Origin of the sequence: Mesorhizobium sp. M0587, from assembly GCF_040320945.1 — a bacterium.
Lineage (GTDB): Bacteria > Pseudomonadota > Alphaproteobacteria > Rhizobiales > Rhizobiaceae > Mesorhizobium.
This window is the reverse complement of record NZ_JAMYQP010000004.1, coordinates 142482-160072: the sequence shown is the minus strand read 5'-3', so window position 1 is coordinate 160072 and position 17591 is coordinate 142482. Positions and strand designations below refer to the sequence as shown.

Annotated in this window: 12 protein-coding genes and 1 pseudogene; 1 reads left to right on the top strand and 12 read right to left on the bottom strand. The window is 65.0% G+C overall.

What is annotated here, in order from left to right; genetic code table 11:
* Positions 1–9 precede the first annotated feature (9 nt).
* From NKI49_RS05390 to NKI49_RS05365, 6 genes are all read right to left on the bottom strand, one after another.
* Positions 10–1185, bottom strand: coding sequence for an acetate/propionate family kinase (locus NKI49_RS05390; RefSeq protein ID WP_352601185.1), 1176 nt, complete (start codon positions 1183–1185; stop codon positions 10–12).
* Complete coding sequence (locus tag NKI49_RS05385) at positions 1185–3593, bottom strand: phosphoketolase family protein (protein ID WP_352601132.1); 2409 nt, start codon at positions 3591–3593, stop codon at positions 1185–1187. Before NKI49_RS05385 ends, NKI49_RS05390 begins: the two co-directional genes overlap by 1 nt.
* A 185-nt stretch (positions 3594–3778) precedes the next feature.
* Positions 3779–4243: a DUF2231 domain-containing protein gene (locus NKI49_RS05380; RefSeq protein ID WP_352601134.1), complete on the bottom strand. Its 465-nt coding sequence runs from the start codon at positions 4241–4243 to the stop codon at positions 3779–3781.
* Between the two features lie 172 nt (positions 4244–4415).
* Complete coding sequence (locus NKI49_RS05375; RefSeq protein ID WP_352601136.1) at positions 4416–5651, bottom strand: NAD(P)/FAD-dependent oxidoreductase; 1236 nt, start codon at positions 5649–5651, stop codon at positions 4416–4418.
* On the bottom strand, positions 5648–6364 hold the full coding sequence (locus NKI49_RS05370) for a class I SAM-dependent methyltransferase (protein ID WP_352601138.1): 717 nt from the start codon (positions 6362–6364) through the stop codon (positions 5648–5650). Before NKI49_RS05370 ends, NKI49_RS05375 begins: the two co-directional genes overlap by 4 nt.
* Positions 6361–7428 (bottom strand): type III polyketide synthase, encoded by a 1068-nt coding sequence (locus NKI49_RS05365; RefSeq protein ID WP_352601140.1) that lies wholly within the window; start codon positions 7426–7428, stop codon positions 6361–6363. Before NKI49_RS05365 ends, NKI49_RS05370 begins: the two co-directional genes overlap by 4 nt.
* A gap of 317 nt (positions 7429–7745) precedes the next feature.
* On the opposite strand from NKI49_RS05365, the pseudogene NKI49_RS05360 reads away from it, so the two are divergent.
* Positions 7746–9733: pseudogene (locus NKI49_RS05360) on the top strand (protein-L-isoaspartate(D-aspartate) O-methyltransferase).
* A 73-nt stretch (positions 9734–9806) separates the two neighbouring features.
* On the opposite strand, the gene NKI49_RS05355 reads toward NKI49_RS05360, so the two are convergent.
* The 6 genes from NKI49_RS05355 to NKI49_RS05330 form a co-directional block, all read right to left on the bottom strand.
* Positions 9807–10277 (bottom strand): VOC family protein, encoded by a 471-nt coding sequence (locus tag NKI49_RS05355; protein ID WP_352601142.1) that lies wholly within the window; start codon positions 10275–10277, stop codon positions 9807–9809.
* Between the two features lie 234 nt (positions 10278–10511).
* Entirely contained in the window at positions 10512–11054 is a 543-nt protein-coding gene (locus tag NKI49_RS05350) for an invasion associated locus B family protein (protein WP_352601144.1), read from the bottom strand.
* 99 nt (positions 11055–11153) lie between these two features.
* Positions 11154–11621, bottom strand: coding sequence for a DUF4189 domain-containing protein (locus NKI49_RS05345; RefSeq protein WP_352601146.1), 468 nt, complete (start codon positions 11619–11621; stop codon positions 11154–11156).
* A 48-nt stretch (positions 11622–11669) separates the two neighbouring features.
* Complete coding sequence (locus NKI49_RS05340) at positions 11670–12356, bottom strand: hypothetical protein (protein WP_352601148.1); 687 nt, start codon at positions 12354–12356, stop codon at positions 11670–11672.
* A gap of 13 nt (positions 12357–12369) precedes the next feature.
* Positions 12370–12954 (bottom strand): invasion associated locus B family protein, encoded by a 585-nt coding sequence (locus tag NKI49_RS05335; protein ID WP_352601150.1) that lies wholly within the window; start codon positions 12952–12954, stop codon positions 12370–12372.
* A 7-nt stretch (positions 12955–12961) separates the two neighbouring features.
* Positions 12962–17542, bottom strand: coding sequence for a YadA-like family protein (locus tag NKI49_RS05330; RefSeq protein WP_352601152.1), 4581 nt, complete (start codon positions 17540–17542; stop codon positions 12962–12964).
* Between the last annotated feature and the right edge of the window lie 49 nt (positions 17543–17591).

Below are 17591 nucleotides of genomic sequence, written 5' to 3'. Positions count from 1 at the left end.
TGCTGGCTCTCAAGCTTCGATCAACGCCAGGCTATGGCGGGCGACGACGATCTCCTCGTCGGTGCCTATCACCCGCACGTCCACCTTGCTCTCCGCACTGCTTATGATTTCGGCATGGGCAACATTGGCCCCCTCGTCGAGCTCGATGCCAAGCCAGGCCAGCTTGCCGGATATCGCCGTGCGGATGGACGATGACCGCTCGCCGATGCCGGCGGTGAAGAGGAGGCATTCGAGACCGCCCATCGTGTTGGCTAGCGCGGCGGCTTCCCTGGCGGCGCGGAAGGCGAAAAGCTCGATCGCCTCATGGGCGCGCGGATCGCCGCTCGCTTCCAATGCCCGCATGTCACCCGAAATGCCGGATACGCCGAGCAGCCCGGACTTCTCGTAGAGCATGGCCTGCAGATCGTCGGCTGCAACGCCCTTTTCGAGCAGGAAGTACAACAGCACGCCGGGATCGATCGCGCCGCAGCGCGTACCCATGACAAGGCCATCCAGCGCGGAGAAGCCCATCGTCGTATCGACGCTTCTGCCTTGCCGCAGGGCGCAAAGGCTGGCGCCGTTGCCGAGATGGGCGATGACCGTCCGTTTCGCCGCGAGGGCTGGCGAGATCTCGCGGAGCCGCCCGGCGATATATTCGTAGGAGAGACCGTGAAATCCGTAACGGCGTATCCCCTCCGCTTCATATGTGCTCGGGAGCGCGAAGCGCCGCACGAGCGGATCGATCGTCTGGTGGAAAGCGGTGTCGAAACATCCGACCTGTGGCAGCTCAGGTCGCAAGGCGGCTATAGCGCGGACCGGCGCGAGGCTGCGAGGCTGGTGCAGCGGCGCGAGCGGCGTCAGCCCGTCGATGGCGTCGGTGACGGCGGGCGTCAAACGCACAGGCTCGGTGAATTCGCTCCCGCCATGCACGATGCGATGGCCTGCACAGACCAGTTTTCTGCCGCCAACTTCGCTGTCCACCCAATTCAGCAGCTCGCCAATGACAGCATCGTGCGCATCACCCGCAGTGAACTGCCGATCGCACTGCACCGTTCCGTCAGCCGCTTTTGCGGTGAGCCTGGGGGCGTCGCCCTGATCCAGCACCCCGCGCGAAACGAGCCGCAGGCCATTGGACCGGGCAAGATCGTAAAGCGCGAACTTGACGCTGGACGAGCCGGCATTCAGCGCCAGGACCGACCGAGGCATCATCGATCGGCCTTCGCGACGCCCGCGGCCGGCCAGCTCCATTTCTGGATCTCGGGCATGTCCTCACCGTGCTCGCGCACATAAGCCTTGTGCTTCGCCAGCCCGCGGTGAAGCTCGTTTACGAGGCTTTTGGCCCTTTCCGCCAGCCCCGGCACACGCGCGATCGCGGCCAGCGCGAGGTGATAGCGATCGAGCTCGTTGAGCACCACCATGTCGAACGGCGTCGTGGTGGTGCCCTCTTCGCGGAATCCATGCACATGCATGTTGCCGTGGTTGGCGCGTCGGTAGGTCAGGCGGTGAATGAGATAGGGATAGCCATGATAGGCGAAGATCACGGGCCTCGTTTCCGTGAACAGCGCGTCGAAAGCCGGATCGGTGAGGCCGTGCGGATGCTCGGTGTTCGACTGCAACGTCATCAGGTCGACGACATTGACGACGCGGAGCTTCAGGTCCGGAAGAGCCACGCGCAGAATGTCGGCCGCAGCCAGCGTCTCCAGCGTCGGCACGTCGCCGGCGCAGGCCAACACCACATCCGGTTCCTCGCCTTTCGAAACCGTGCCGGCCCATTCCCAGATGCCCGCGCCTGCCTTGCAGTGCGCTTCAGCGTCTTCGATAGACAGCCATTGCGGTGACGGCTGCTTGCCGGCGGTGATGACGTTGATGCGGTTATAGGTCCTCAGGCAATGGTCTGTGATCCACAGCAGCGTGTTGGCATCCGGCGGGAAATAGAGCCTGACCGTGTCGGCCTTCTTGTTGGCGACCAAGTCGGCAAAGCCCGGATCCTGATGACTGAAGCCATTGTGATCCTGCCGCCAGACATGAGACGTCAGGAGATAGTTCAGCGAGGCGATCGGTTTGCGCCAAGCGAGCTCACCGGAAGTCTTCAGCCATTTGGCGTGCTGGTTGACCATCGAATCGACGATGTGGATGAATGCCTCATAGCATGAGAACAGCCCGTGGCGCCCGGTGAGCAGGTAGCCTTCCAGCCAGCCCTGGCAGAGATGTTCGCTCAAGACTTCCATGACGCGGCCGTCGCGGGAAAGATGGACGTCGTAGGGTTCGAGCCGCTCCATCCAGACCCGATCCGTGACCTTGAACACATCGTCAAGGCGGTTGGAGGATGTCTCGTCCGGTCCCATCAGCCGGAAATTCCGCGCCTCGGCATTGAGGCGAAACACCTCGCGAAGATAGCTTCCGCAAATTCGCGTCGCTTCAGCAATAACGCCTCCCGGACGGGGCACTTCGAGTGCCAGGCTTTTCCAGTCCGGCAGCACCAGCTCGCGCTTCATCAGCCCGCCATTCGCGTATGGAGTTGCGCCCATCCGCTTCGTCCCTGTCGGGGCGAGTTCTGCGAGTTCCGGCAGCAGATGTCCGTCTTCATCGAACAGTTTTTCCGGCTCGTAGCTTCGCATCCAGTTCTCGAGGATCGTGCGGTGCTCGTCATTGCCGCGGGCGTTCGATACCGGCACCTGATGCGCGCGCCAGAAGCCCTCGACCTTCTTTCCATCGACCTCCTTCGGCCCAGTCCAACCCTTTGGGCTGCGCAAGATGATCATCGGCCACAGCGGACGTTCACCAAGCCATCCCGGCTTCCGGGCCCGCTCCTGGATGGAGCGGATACGGTCCAGCACCGCATCAAGCGTGCCGGCCATCGCCCGGTGCATGGCAACCGGCTCGTGACCTTCGACGAAGAACGGCTGATAGCCGTAGCCGGCGAAGAGGCTTCGCAATTCCTCGTCGTCCATGCGTCCGAGGATCGTCGGGTTGGCGATCTTGTAACCGTTGAGATGCAGGATCGGCAGGACGGCACCGTCCGTCGCTGGGTTCAGGAATTTGTTGGAATGCCATGCCGCAGCGAGCGGACCGGTCTCCGCTTCGCCGTCGCCGATCACGCAGGCAACCACCAGATCCGGATTGTCGAAGGCCGCGCCGAAAGCGTGGACCAGCGCATATCCGAGCTCCCCACCCTCATGAATGGAGCCGGGCGTTTCAGGCGCCGCATGGCTCGGCACGCCGCCGGGGAAGGAAAACTGCCGAAACAGTTTTTTCAGGCCGTCTTCATCTCGGCCGATATCGGGGTAGATTTCGCTGTAGGTGCCCTCGAGCCAGGTATTGGCGACCATTGCGGGGCCGCCATGGCCGGGGCCGCAGATAAACAGGACATCGAGATCGCGCTCGCGAATAATCCGGTTCAGATGCAGATAGAGGAAATTGAGGCCCGGCGTCGTGCCCCAATGGCCGAGCAGTCGCGGCTTCACGTGCTCGGGCTTCAGCGGTTCACGCAGCAGCGGATTGTCGAGCAGGTAGATCTGGCCGACCGAGACATAGTTCGCGGCCCGCCAGTAGCGATCCATGAGGACGATCCGTTCGAGGCCGATCCCCTGCGTCGCGGCAGCCTTGTCGTTCATCGAGAATCTCCAGCATCGGTTCGCTGGTGATAACTGGAGCGACCTAGCGGCCGAGCAACCCCTGGCTGAACCGCTACGTCGTGATCGATACGGCGGACGGTGCTCGCGGTTGGCACCGGCTCAGATTATGCGGCCGCGGTGATGAGCCGGATCGTCGAACAGGTCTACACGAGCGTCATTGCGGTTCAGCGCAGCTCGTCCGAACCGTCAGCGACGCCCACGCGATGCCGATAGACCATTTCCCATCCTTTCCAGCCCGTAAACAGCAGGATGAGAACCACGATCAATGACAGGACCAGGCCGGTGGGCACGACGGCTGCTTCCCCGTGCATGTATCGGGAGTACCAGTTGTAGAGTTCGATCAGGACGACGAGCACATTGCCTCCGGCATGAAGCCATGCCGTATTGAGATTGCGAATTTGAACATCGCCCAAGACATCCGTCAGGCCGGCAAGGGCGGCCAGTGCCGCCATTATCAAACCCGCCCCGAGAAGCCAAAGTGTGCCGGTAACCCATCCCGGATTGGCGGTTTGCCAGAAAATCAGGTCGCAAACCAACGTGGCAGCAAAAAACGCGATCGGGAACGGAATCAACATGGGATGAATTGGATGGCCGGCGATGCTTGCAGTGCTGTGCGGGTTGTGGGTCATCGTAATGCCTCCAACCAACGTGGCGCCGTCGCGTCCACGTCGGACCGCGGTGCATGTCTAAGACGGCGTGCAGCGAGGAGCATAAACTCCTCTGCCACGGGCAAAACGTTGCTTTCGGTGGAATGTTCCACAAGCTGGTCAGACGAAGGACGCAACGGAGCCGAAGCGCCGGTCATCCAAGACCGGGGATCGTCCTCGTCTTGCCGCTGATGTGCGCACCCAATGTCAGCGCTTGCGGGAAATTCCGGACGGCGGCCCCTACCAATGCGCCGCCGCCCGGGCCGAGGGCCATTCGGGCTAAGGCCGCGGCTGCGTAGACGCGCGTCAGAAACAATCCTCTCCACGCCGCTTGGTAGCGCCTGCCGGCAGCTTCGCGGCCTGCCCGGCCGCTTGGCGCGCCTGCGAGTTCCGTGGCCAGCAGCCAGCTGGACTGAAGCGCCATCGAAATGCCTTCGGCAATGATCGGATGAGACTCCCCGGCGGCATTGCCGACGCGGAAGATGTCGTTTTCGTAGCAGGTGCGGATGCCGGGCCGGATAGGGCCGGCTGCAAGCCACGGACCGTCGAGGCGGGCTTCACCAAGAGCATCGCTCACGCCTCGGCAGGAAGCCATGATATGGCGAAAGACCGCGTCAGCGGCCGATAGACGGCCATCAGGCCTGGAGCCAAGCTTACTGCGCAGCCGCGCGAGCATGTCGCGCCTTATGCAGCACGAGATCGACATGCGACCGTGATCGGCGAGGACCATGCCACCATAACCGCCGGGAAATAGCAGCAGAGGCATCAGATCAGGCGAGAGTGAGGACCCGGTGAAGTGCGCCTTGAAGCCGAGCAGGTCCGATGGGTGGCTGGCCTTTTCGAATTGGCTTGGCAGCGGTCCCGGTTCCCAGGAACCATGCGCGGCGACGATCACCGGAGCCCGCAAGCTTGTCGCCTCGCCCCGGAAATGCTCGTCTCTCGCCTGAATTCGCACCGCTTGCATATCGCCATCATGGTCGATGACGACAGCGCGGCAAGGCTGGAAGATCTCGGCGCCCGCCGATTGCGCCGCCCGCAGCAACAGGAAGTCCAGCATGTCCCGGCCCAGCGCGCGGCCAAAGCCGTCTTTTGCTCTGGGCCCATATCTTGCCCCCGGCATCGGCGCTTCGACGCGGGTCTGGCCGGAAAAGAAGCCGACACGGCGGATTTCGGGGCCGGCATCAGCGCGCCAGGCCTCGCCGATCTCCAGCCGGTCGAGAAGCGCCAGGTTGCTCGCCGAGATGAATTCGCCGCACACCTTGCGGCGTGGAAACGTGTTCTTTTCGACAATCGCCACGGCCCATCCGCGCCGGGCCAGCAGCAGCGCGAGCGAAGCGCCCGCCGGGCCGGCGCCGATGACGATCGCGTCGTGGGTGGACGGTCGCCTCATGGGTCGTCTCGAGCCGGCCCGGCGCCGACGAAGACGTGCGAAAAGGGACCGGCACGCCGCTCTTCGAGCGGCCTGCCGCCGGCCGCAAGCCAGAGGTCGGAAAGCTCCCTGCCACGAAAGCCGGCGCGCACACTCTGGGCCGCGTCATGCTGCGTGACGTCGTTGGCGCCGATCGCCGGAAGAAGCCGCGCCGCGGCGAGCGCCGACATCGCCCTCAACGGTTCGGCCGCCAGGAGCAATGGTGCTTTCGGCGCCAGCAGAGAAAACAGATGCACGAGTTGGGCGTCGTCGAAATGGTGCAGGAACAGATTGACGGTGATCACGTCGAAGGTCCGGCCGTCCGCCGTTTCCGCCCAGTCGAAGACGTCGGCCGTGATGCTTTCGAGCTTCCATCCCAGCCTGTCGAAATCCGCGTGGAGGTCGGGGGTCGCGAGGCCAACGCGATCGAGCATCGTCAGCTCGACGCCATGCCAGTGCCTTGCCATTCGCCGCGCGAGCTTGAGCATGAAAGTGCCGTCGCCGGCGCCGATTTCCAACATGCGGCGCGGCGGCTTTGGCACGAATTTCCTGAGCAGCGACACCATGACCGGCGCCTGAAACATCAACGCATTGATGCGACGCAGGTCGCGGCGCGAGGCGAGCGCGCGCGGATCGTCGGCCGCAAGCCCGTCAAGGATTTCCGGAACGAGGCTGCGATGACCGAGCGCGTTCATGACACCGTCCGGAAAAGCATGGTTTCGGCCGTCAGTCCGGGCCCGAACGACATGCCGCAGCCGAGCAGCCCGGACGGCGCCTTCAGCATCTCTGCCATCACGAACATGACCGTCGCCGACGACATGTTGCCGTATCGGCGCAGCACCTCGCGGGACGAAATGAGCGCGGCGGGCTCGAGTTTCAGCGCCCTCTCGACGGCATCGAGAACCGAACGTCCGCCGGGATGGACGGCCCAGAGGTCAATCGCATCGGGTGGCCGGCCGCCGAGAATGGCGCCCTGGTTGCGCTGCAACACGTCTTGGATCGCCACTGGCACCTGGCCGGAGAGAACCATGTCGAAGCCGTTGTCGCGAATATCCCAGGTCATCAGCTGCCGCCGCTCGTTGGCTACAATGCAATGAAAGCTGTCGAGTTCAATGCCGGGCGGCTCGGCGGTGACGAGCGCTGCCGTGCAGCCATCGCCCCACAGGCAGAAGGACAGCAGCTTTTCCAGTTCAGTGGTTTCCTTCAGATGCAAGGTGCAGATTTCGATATTGACCAGCAGGACCTTGGCCTGCGGATCCGACCTGACGATATGGCGGGCAAGCTTGAGGCCGTTGATCGCCGCGTAGCAGCCCATGAAACCGATCATCGTGCGTTCGACACCTTCCGGCAGGCCGCAGCGCTGAATCAGGTCCAAGTCGATGCCGGGGGCGGAAAAGCCGGTGCAGGTGGTTACAATCAGGTGGGTGATACGCGATGCCTCGTCGCCGAGGCGCAGTCCGTCGACGCCCTTCTGCGCCAGGACCGGTGCGGCTTCGCCAAACATCGCCATTCTCGCGGCCGTTCCAGGAAATGCGCCGCGAATGAAGGTTCCAGCAAGGTCGGCTGCGGGTCCTTCGGGGTCGAGCGCAGGCGCAAAACAGGAAAAGCGGCCCTCGATGCCGCCAAGGCCGGCCATGCGTTCGAAGATTCTCCGGCGATCGGCGGCGAGCATGGAAGCCGCGAACCGCAGATAGAACTGGTGAACCTCATGGTCCGGAACCGCTGTCGCGATCCGGTTGATATAGGCGTTAGCAGGCATTTCCGTTCTCCCTGGGCGCGGTGCGCACCGTGACACTGCCGGCCGGAGGGTCTTTGCTCGATGGACACCAAGTGTTGGACGCCTGGTTCGAGCCTCGTCTGTTCCACTAACGCTTCAGAAAACTGGTTTCATCCCGGACCTGTTCCAACCCGGATTGCAGGCCAGTCGAGCAATGCGGAGCGAACAGGGAACCTTGGGATCGTCCGGCGGTTAGAGACTTGAGCCGGGGAGCCGTTCGGAGCGGATATGGCCGGCCCGATGTCATTGCATGACACCTCTGGGAATTGCGGACAAGCAGCCGCCAAAGGGAGCTGACAATGCTCGATCTCTCTCGTGCTCGCGACCGAATGGTCAACGTTCATGTCGGCCGACGCGGCATCCACAACCGTGAGATCCTGCAGGCCATGCGCGAAGTTCCGCGCGAGGCTTTCGTGGATCCCGGCTTCGAGGAATTCGCTTACGAAGACAGCCCCCTGCCGATCGCCGACGGTCAGACCATATCCCAGCCCTACATCGTCGCGCTCATGATCGAGATGGCGAATGTCAAACCTGGCGACCACGTGCTCGAGATCGGCACCGGCTCCGGCTACGCGGCCGCGGTGATGAGCCGGATCGTCGAACAGGTCTACACCATCGAGCGTCATCCCGGCCTTGCCCAAACGGCGAAGCGGCGGTTTGAAAAACTTGGCTATAGGAACATCGAGGTCCGGACGGGCGACGGCACCAAGGGCTGGCCGGAGGCAGCGCCCTATGACGCCATCGTGGTGACGGCCAGCGGGCCCGGCGCGCCGCTGGCCCTCCAGGAACAACTCGATGTCGGCGGCAGGCTCATCGTTCCGGTCGGCGAGGATCTGGATTCGCAAGTCTGCTCAAGGTCACGCGCACGGGTGCGGCGACCTACAACGAGGAGGATTTCGGCGGCGTGCGGTTCGTCCCTCTCATCGGCGAGCAGGGTTGGCCCGAAAGCGCCGAACCCGCCGTCAGTCGTCCGCTGCGGCATCCGTATCCGCTCAGCCTGCCCGACATGATCGCGGCGGCGGCCGAACGGCTTCCGGATTTCGACGACCCGGCCTTCGGCGAGTTGTTCGATCGGTTCGCCGACCGCCGCGTGGTCCTGCTCGGCGAGGCGAGCCATGGTACGTCGGAGTTCTACAGGGCGCGCGCGGCGATCACCCGTCACCTCATCGAGAAGCACGGCTTCACCATCGTTGCGGTCGAGGCGGACTGGCCCGATGCCGCCGCGATCGACCGCTACGTTCGCCACCGGGCACACAGGGCCGGCGCCGAGGCGCCCTTCCAGCGGTTCCCGACTTGGATGTGGCGCAACACGGATGTCGCGGCCTTCACCGACTGGATGCGACGGCACAATGGGAAGCTTGAGCCGTCGGCCCAGGCCGGATTCTACGGCCTCGACATCTACAATATGAGGGGGTCGATAGCCGCGGTCCTCGACTATCTCGACCGGGTCGATCCGCAAGCCGCAAGGATAGCGCGCGAGCGCTATGGCTGCCTGACTCCGTGGCAACACGAACCGTCCACCTACGGGCGCGCGGTGCTCACCGCCGGCTATAGAAAATGCGAGAAAGCGGTGCTCGAGCAGTGCCGGGACCTGCTCGCCAGGCAACTTGATTACGCGCGACAGGACGGTGCCGACTTTCTCGACGCCAGCCAGAACGCCCGCCTGATCACCTCCGCCGAACAGTATTACCGGATCATGTACTATGGCGGCGCGGAATCCTGGAACCTGCGCGACACCCACATGTTCGAGACGCTGGAACATCTGCTGGATGCCGGCGGACCCAATTCAAAAGCGGTCGTGTGGGCGCACAATTCGCATATCGGAGATGCCCGCTTCACCGAGATGGGCGTCGTCAGGGACGAACTGAACATCGGTCAGCTCTGCCGGGAGCGTTTCGGCGACGGCGCGGCGCTGATCGGTCTCGGCACGCATTCCGGCACCGTGGCCGCCGCCTCCGACTGGGACGGGGACATGGAGGTGAAACAGGTGCGCGCCTCTCATGCCGACAGCTACGAGCGGCTTTGCCACGATTGCGGCGTTCCGCGTTTCCTGCTCGACCTCGACCGCGACGCGGCATTGCGCGAGCGGCTGCTGGAGCGCCGGCTGGAACGCTTCATCGGCGTGATCTACCGGCCGGAAACCGAGCTGGGCAGCCACTATGCCGACGCGTCCCTGCCCCAGCAATTCGACGCGTTCGTATGGTTCGACAAAACCGTCGCGGTGATGCCTCTCGGGCCGCAACACGCGAGAGCCGGCGTTCCCGACACCTATCCTTTCGGACTTTAAAGCATTTCGGGGGCTGCATGCGGCGTGATCCCCGCGGGATCGCGCCGCGTTGCGGCTCCGGTCTCGGTCGGGCTCAGCCTTTCGCCGCGGCCTCCAGGCCGGCGATGTCGAACTTCACCATCTTGAGCATCGCTTCGGACACGCGCCTGGCCTTGTCACGGTCGGGATCGTTCATGAGTTCGCCGAGCCGCTTCGGCGTGATCTGCCAGGACAAGCCCCAGCGATCCTTCAACCAGCCGCATTGCTCCACCGAGCCGCCATCTTTCAGAGCATCCCACAGGCGATCGATTTCAGCCTGGGTTTCGCATTCGATCATGATCGAGAAACTGTGGTTGAACGGGTCGAGGGGGCCGGCCTCGATGGCCATGTAGCGTTGGTCGCCGAGCGTGAAGCCCGCGATCCTGACGCTGCCGGCAGGTCCGCTGGGGCTGTCGGCGGGCAGGCTCGAAATCCAGCCGATCGACGAGCCGGGGACCAAGGACGTGTAGAGGCCGATAGCGGCCTCCATGTCCTTCTCGAACCACAGGTGCTGCGTGACTTTCATGGCGATGCTCCTTCCTTTCGCGTGTCATCAGGCGCGCCGGACATGTGCATGCGGCTTCACGGGACCAGGCGCATGTCCCAAGGACGTCGCAGCCATCTTGCTCCCGACAGGCCGGCCCGATTTTTCACACCCGGTTCGCCGGACCGCCAAAGGCCACGGCTCCGCCGGCGGGCGCGAACTAGCGGATCAGCGGCCTGCCATCGGGACCGCCGCTTTCGCCTTATTGCGCGCGCCTTATTGAGCGCTCAACGACGCGACGCGGTCGAGGGCGGCGCCGAGGCCTTTCAGGGAGACGGGGAAGTTGAGCTTGGTCTCGGCGTCGGTGGTGACGTTGAGCGTCAATACGCCGCCCGCCTTCAGCTTCTGCGCCAGCGCCCGGTCGATCGGAAACTGCGCCACGCATCCGTTCGGCAGGCAGGTGCGGAACCGCAGCTGGCCCAGCGGCGGCTTGTCGTCGATCTGGATCGTCACGCCTGGGTCGAACAGGATGCCGAATGGCAGAAGCAGGGTTCCGGTCAATCCACCCTTCGGCCCCGTGCGCAGCTCCACCGCCAGCAGCCTCTGGCCGTTCTTCTGCGTCTGGTCCTGCGAAACCGAGCAGGACCGTGCATTGTCGCGGATGGTGCAGGCCAGGCTCCAGTCCTGATAGGTCTCCTGGAGCGACGACGCACCGTTTGGAAGCGTGGCCGCCAGCTGCTGTTGCGCCGAAGCAGCGGACGCGGACAAGGCCGCCGCGCAGATTGCGGCCGCCTTCAGAAGAACAAATCTGTCAAACAACGATTGCGACTTTCTCTTTCGGGGTTCACGCGAATGACCCCGAAAACCGGATGCGATTTTCGGGGCCGGAGGGCATGGTGATCTGCCTCACGCGGGCGGCTATGTACAGACCCACTCGCGGATCTTGCATTCGGTCCCCGCCGCCTCGCAGGCATGCAGAGCGAGATCTTCCGCGTCCTTGCGGGTCTCGGCGGAGTTCGCGCCCCAGGGCGTTAGCCGGTCGGTCTGCTTCTTCTCGGCCACGGCCAGCGCGCCGCAGTGCTTGTAGGGAAAGCCCGTCTCGTCGTCGTCGGTCCAATGGCGGTGGTTGCGGAACACGGTGACGACAGTGCAGCCCTTGCCGCCGGCATTCTCGCAATATTTCATCGCGGCGTCCTTCGCCTCCTGGCGCTTGTCGGCGCCCCAGAAGAAGCCGTGTTTGGTATCGAGGCTGGAATAGGCGATCGCTCCCCAGATGCCCTTTTCCTCCTTCGGCTCCGGTTCCGGCGGTGCCACAAGGTCGGCCGAGACAACCTGCCCGCTCCACAGCAGGGCCATGCACAAAACTGCCAGACGTCGCGATTTCATGGTCTGCAATCCTTTCCAGGAGTCCTCGCCCATTCGCCTATCCGTGTCTCACTTCGCCGCCGACGCGATCGAGATCACCACGCAGCTATTGCCTGTCGGCAGGAGAAGCGCTTCACCCGAATTGCCGCCGAGCTCGTACACTTCGACCTGCCCGAGATGGTCGGTGATCTTGCTGCCTTGCGGAAGAACGGACGGGATCTCCGAACACGGGCTGGCGAACGGCGCCACCCGCACCATCGCGCCTTCGCAACCCGAGGCGGTGGGCGATGCAAAAACCACGCCGGCGGCCGGTCCGCTGTATTTTTCCGTCGCATAGTCCATGCCGACAAGGGCCTGTACCGCGTGCTTGTCGGCGGCCTGGTCGCTCCACAGGGACTTGACGCTGTATTTCGAGCCCGTCGTCAGGACCTGCCCGAGCACCGGAAAGATTGTCGAGCAGGCCTGCACGCCGGCCTGCTTTACGTGTTCGAGGAAAGGCGAGTCCGGCAATGCGGGCGGCGCCGTCCCGGCCTGCGCGGCCGTCGGGGTGCCGACGAGACCGGCGATCGCGGCATAGTTCGCGGCAGCGAAGCCGATGCTCATCATGACCAGCCCCAGCAGCGAGAAGCCGAGGACGCGCGGCCACCGCCGCGCAGGCTCGGCGGTCCTCTTGCGATCGGGCTCGACGATCCTCTTGCGGTCCGGTTCGACGCTCGGACCACGCGTTGGGGAGATGAAGGGGTCTTGCTGGCTCATGATGGTTCCCCGGTCATTTGATTGGCGAAAGGGCCTCGGACAGCCCCTTGAGCGTTGCGGTCACGGTAATGGTCTGGCCGTCGGCGGTCGGGTAGGAGATCGCCGGCGTTGCATTCTGCGCTATCTGCTGGCGCATGACGGGCCCCACCGGCAGCATGCCGACGCAGACCATTTCGTTGCAGCCATTCAAGTGAACGTCGATCGGGTCGCGCCCGTCGAATTTCACCGACACCAGGCCGTCGCTTTTCGCGTCCGGCGCGGTGCGCAGGATCATGTAGGGTTTGCCGTCCTCCGTGGCCGCGAGCGACCAGCTGAAGGCCATCTTGCCGGCCCCGTCCTCGATCACCTGCGTGACGTTGCAGATCTTCTTGCGCGCCTTGAGGTTCTCGTCGCAGATCAGCGTCCAGTTCTCGAAGGGCCGGATGGTGCGCTGGTACTGGCCCAGCTTCACCTCCGGCGGCACCGCCACGTCGGACGGCTTGATCCTGTAAGAGGTCATTTGCGCGGCGGCCGGCCCGGCGACCAAAAACAGGCCGCCGGCAAGCGCCAGGCAGGTCAGAAGGAAAAGCCGGGCATGATGGCTGGTTGCCCCGTTCATTCCCGCCTCAGTTCAACGTAAGGCTCAGGCCGGCGCCGACGCCGACATTTCCGCCCGCCGCCGTGCCCGAGACATTGCCGCGGATGCGGCCGTCCTCGCTGGTGTAGCCCGCGCAGAAGGCGAACGCGCTCGCATCCCGCCAGAAGCCGCCGCCGGCCGCCACGCTCAACTTTCCGGGACGGTCGTCGTAGCGCAGCGAGGCTGCGGCAAGGCCAATGGCCGCCGCTTGCCGTGCTTCGTCGCGAATGCCGCTGATGTCCGAATTGAGCTGGCCGAGTTTCTTGTCGGTGTAGTCGTTGGCTTGCTGGAGCGTCGTGCCCGCTACCTGATCGGTATAGGTCTTCGAATCTGCCAGCGTGAGCGACAGCCCGTCATTGAGTTGCTTCACGTTGACCGCATCGTTGTTCGCAACGCCCGGCCCGACATTGTGGATGACCACCGGCGCGCTCGGGTCGCCGCCGGCGAGAGTTATCGAGTTGGACTTGGTCCCGCCGTTCTTGTCGTACTGGACCGCAAACTCGTTCAGATCGCCGATATTCCCCTGCACCGCTTCGATAGCCTGGTTGGTCGCGTAGAGCTGGCTGCCGTTTATGGCGTCCGTGGAAGTGGAATTGATCTGGCCCGCGGCAACATTGGTGATGGTGCGCTCATTGCCGACGGTGCCGACGCTCACGGTGCTCGTCGGATTTGTTCCGGCGAACGCATAGCTGACGCCGTTGATCGTGGTGCCGGTGGTTGCGACCGCCGCCGCCGTCGTCGAACCCGCGCCAAGCGCGACGCTGCCCGGCTCGTTGGCCGTGGCGCCGGCGCCAAGCGCCATCGCCTGGGCGCCGTTCGCGGTCGAGCCCGTGCCGAAAGCAATGCTGTCGGCCTGATTGACCGTCGCGTTCTGGCCGATCGCGATGCCTCCCGGCGCTGTCTGCTGCACGATGGCGCCGTTGCCCATGCCGATGCCATTGTCGCCGTTGACGGTCGTGCGCGGGCCGATCGCAACCGAATCGGTGCCGACCGCAAGCGAGTCGGAGGCGGTCGAATTGGCGTGGAAGTACTGGGTCCCGGTCACCGCGAAGGAGGTCAGCGCACCCTTCAACTGGCGAAGCGTCACCGCGTCCTGGTCTTCCGTGCCGTCGGCCACATTGGTGATCTGGCGATAGGAGGTGGAGGTTCCCACCGAGACGGCGCCGAGCAGGGTCAAATCGGTGGTGTTGAAGGGAACGAGACCGGTGCCGGCGAGGATCGATCCCGATGCGGGCGCTACCGCACGATCCGAAACAGAACCGGAACCGAGCGCCACGCCGCCATCGATGCTGACATTGCTGGCGCGGCCGAGCGCCAGCGCGCTGTCGCCAGTGGCGGTCGCCTGGTAGCCGACGGCGGTGGAGCCTGCGCCCTGCGCGAAGGAATCGGTCTGCGCCAGGCCGGCCTCGTTGGTGCGGGCGTAGCGAATGCCGATGCCGTTGGCGTCGGTATAGGCGGTCGAGGTGTCGCCGGCGAGGTTGGTGATCGTGGCGCCGAGATTGGTTAGGGAACCGCCGATCGTGCTGAGCGTGGTGCCGATGGCGTCGACGGCCTGGTTGGTGGCGAAAAGCTGCGAGCCGTTGATTGCATCCGTCGAGGACCCGCTGATCCGCCCAGCGGCGACGTTGGTGATGGTGCGCTCGGCGCCGACCGCGCCGACGCTGACCGTCGAGAGCGGATTGGTGCCCTGGAAGGCGTATGTCGTGCCGTTGATCACGGTGCTCGCTGTGCCGACGGCGACGTCGGTGACACTGCCCGAGCCAAGCGCGACGGCGCCTGCGTTGCCAGCGGTGGCGTTGGCGCCCAGCGCGAGCGCATTCGCGGCGCTGGCATTCGCTTCTTTGCCGAGAGCGGTCGCTTGAGCGTCGGTCGCGAACGAGTTCTGACCGATCGCGGTGCTGGACAAGCCTGTCGCGTTGGCATTAGCGCCGATGGCGGTGCTGTATTGGCCCGAGGCGTTGGATATGTAGCCCATCGCCGTTGCGTCGAGGGCCGATGCGACGGCGCCGCTGCCGATGGCGGAGGCGTTGGCGTCGGAGGCGCTCGAATTCACACCGGCCGCGATGGCGTTCGTCCCGGTCGCGGTCGCGACGGGTCCGATCGCGACAGAGTCCGTACCCGTCGCCTGCGAATCCGCCAGAACCGAGTTAGCGTGGAAATACTTGATGCCGCCGCCGACATTGATGTTGCTGATGGCCGCGCCGATGGCGTCGACCGCCTGGTTGGTGGCGAAGAGTTGCGAGCCGTTGATGGCGTCGGTCGACAGCGCGCTGATCCGCCCCGCCGCCAGGTTGGTCAGCGTCCGTTCCGCGCCGGGAGCGCCAATGCTGACGGTCGAGAGCGGATTGGTGCCCTGGAAGGCGTAGGTCGTGCCGTTGACCACCCCGCTCGCCGTGCCGACGGCCGTCGTGGTCACCGAGCCCGAGCCCAGCGCCACGTCGCCGGAGCTTGCCGCCGCCGTCGCGCCATTGCCCAGCGCGACGTTGCCGACGAAGCCGGCCGCACCCGCGGTGGAGCCGTTGCCGAGCGCCACCGAGCCTTGCCCGATCGCCTTGTTGTTGTTGCCGATGGCGACAGCGCCGTTGGCCATATTGGCCCCGGTGGCGGTTGCCGTGCCGTCGCTGTTGGCAATGTTGTTGGCGCCGCCGGTGAAGGCACCGGTGCCGCTGGCGTAGCTGGGATCGCCGATGGACACCGCGCCGTCGCCATAAGCGACGTTGTCGGCGCCGATTGCGACGGCCTTCCCCCCGGTTGCGATCGCCCTAGTGCCGATGGCGACGGAGTCGGCGGAGTCCGCAGTGGACTGAAGACCGATCGCGATAGCGTTGGTTGCAGTCGACTGGCTCTCGCGTCCAATTGCAAGGGCGTCGTCCCCAGATGCCGTCACGTCCGTGCCGACGGCGATGGCGCTCTGTCCGCTGGCGCTCGTCGCAAAACTGGTCTGGCCGACATAGACGGAGTTTATCCCGGACGCGCGCGTCCCAGCGCCGACGGCGACGGCATTCAGGGCGCTGGTTCGGGCGCCGTTGCCGAGAGCGGTACTGCCGGCTCCGCTGGCACCGGAGTTGACGCCGGCGGCGAGGGTATTGTCTGCCGTCGCGCTGGCCAGGACGCCGACCGCGGTCGCGTTAACGCCGGAGGCGGTGGTGCTCAAGCCAAGGCCAGTGGACCAGGTGCCCGTTGCCTTGCTCGCGACGCCGACAGCCGTGCCGCCTTGCCCCGTGGCGGCCGCGCTGTTGCCGATCGCGGTCGCTTCGAACGATGTGAAGCCGCCGGGAAGCGCCGTGCCCGAAGCGCCGCTCGCATTGGCGAAAGCGCCGATGGCGGTCGGTGAACCGCTGCCGGTGGCGACGGCTTTGGCGCCAATGCCCATGGCGATCGCGCCGGCGCCGGCGACGCCGCCGGAGGCGGTCGCCTGGGCGCCTATCGCGATTGCCGCTCCTGTCTGCGCATTGGCCTGATTGCCGAGCGCCACCGACTGCGCACCCGCCGAGCTGGCACTGACGCCGGCGGCGAGAGAATTGTCTCCTGCCGCGATCGTTCCAGACCCGAATGAGGAAGCATTTGTGCCGCTGGCAATGGCCGTGTTGCCAACCGCAGTGCTGGCGGCGCCACTCGCAACCGTGGTAACGCCCATCGCTATGGCGGCCGTTCCCGTTGCCTTGCTTGCGCGTCCGATCGCAGTGGAGTCAACCTGGGACGCCGTCACATCCGTACCGATGGCGATGGCGCTCTGGGCCAGCGCTCCGGTTCCGACGCCAGTACGCGAGCCGAGATAGACGGCGTTTACCGCGGTTGCGGTCGACTGGAAACCGACAGCGACGGCATTCTGGCTGTTTGCATTGGCGTTGGTACCTTGGGCAATGGTGTCCAGGCCCGACGAGATTGCTTGACTCCCGAGCGCGATGGCGCGCGACCCGGTGGCTTGGGACCCCCAGCCTCCGGCGAACGACGTGGCGCCGCTGGCCAAGGAGCTGACGCCGACGGCGGTGGAGTTCCCACCCGAAGCAACGGCGAAGGTGCCCATGGCGCTGGCGCCGGCGGCGATGGCCTGAGCGTTGACGCCGATCGCCACCGTATTGACGTTGTTCGAGATCGTGCCTGAGCCGATCGCCACCGCGCCGCCGGCGCCCGAGGCATTCGAATTCAGGCCGATGGCGACGCTGTATTGTGCCGACGACTTGGACTGGAAGCCGAGCGCTATGGCCCAGTTAAGGCTGGCGGCTGAGCCATTTCCGATCGCTATGGTCTCGGGAGCTGTCGCCGAACCGCCACCAGCCTGATACTGTGCTTGCGCCGGCGTGGCGAGACCGAGCGCGGCGAGTGCCGCCAAGCCGCCGACGATGCTGGCCGGGCTGGCGGAGGAAGCCAGGGCCGAACGCACGCTGCCGCCGACGCCCAATGTTCCCAGACCCATATTCTTGCGACCAAGGCCGAGCACGCGGTGGGCCATGCGCAGCACCGCCATCAGGCGGCGGCGCCCCGAACGCGAGCCGGCACCCGCGATCCAGTGTGCGGCGAAATTCACCGCGTGATGACGAACGCCAGTCGAAATGCGATTGTCGGTCATGATCCCTCTCTGCCCCCGCCTGCCAGCACGAATGTCTGACAATTCGAAA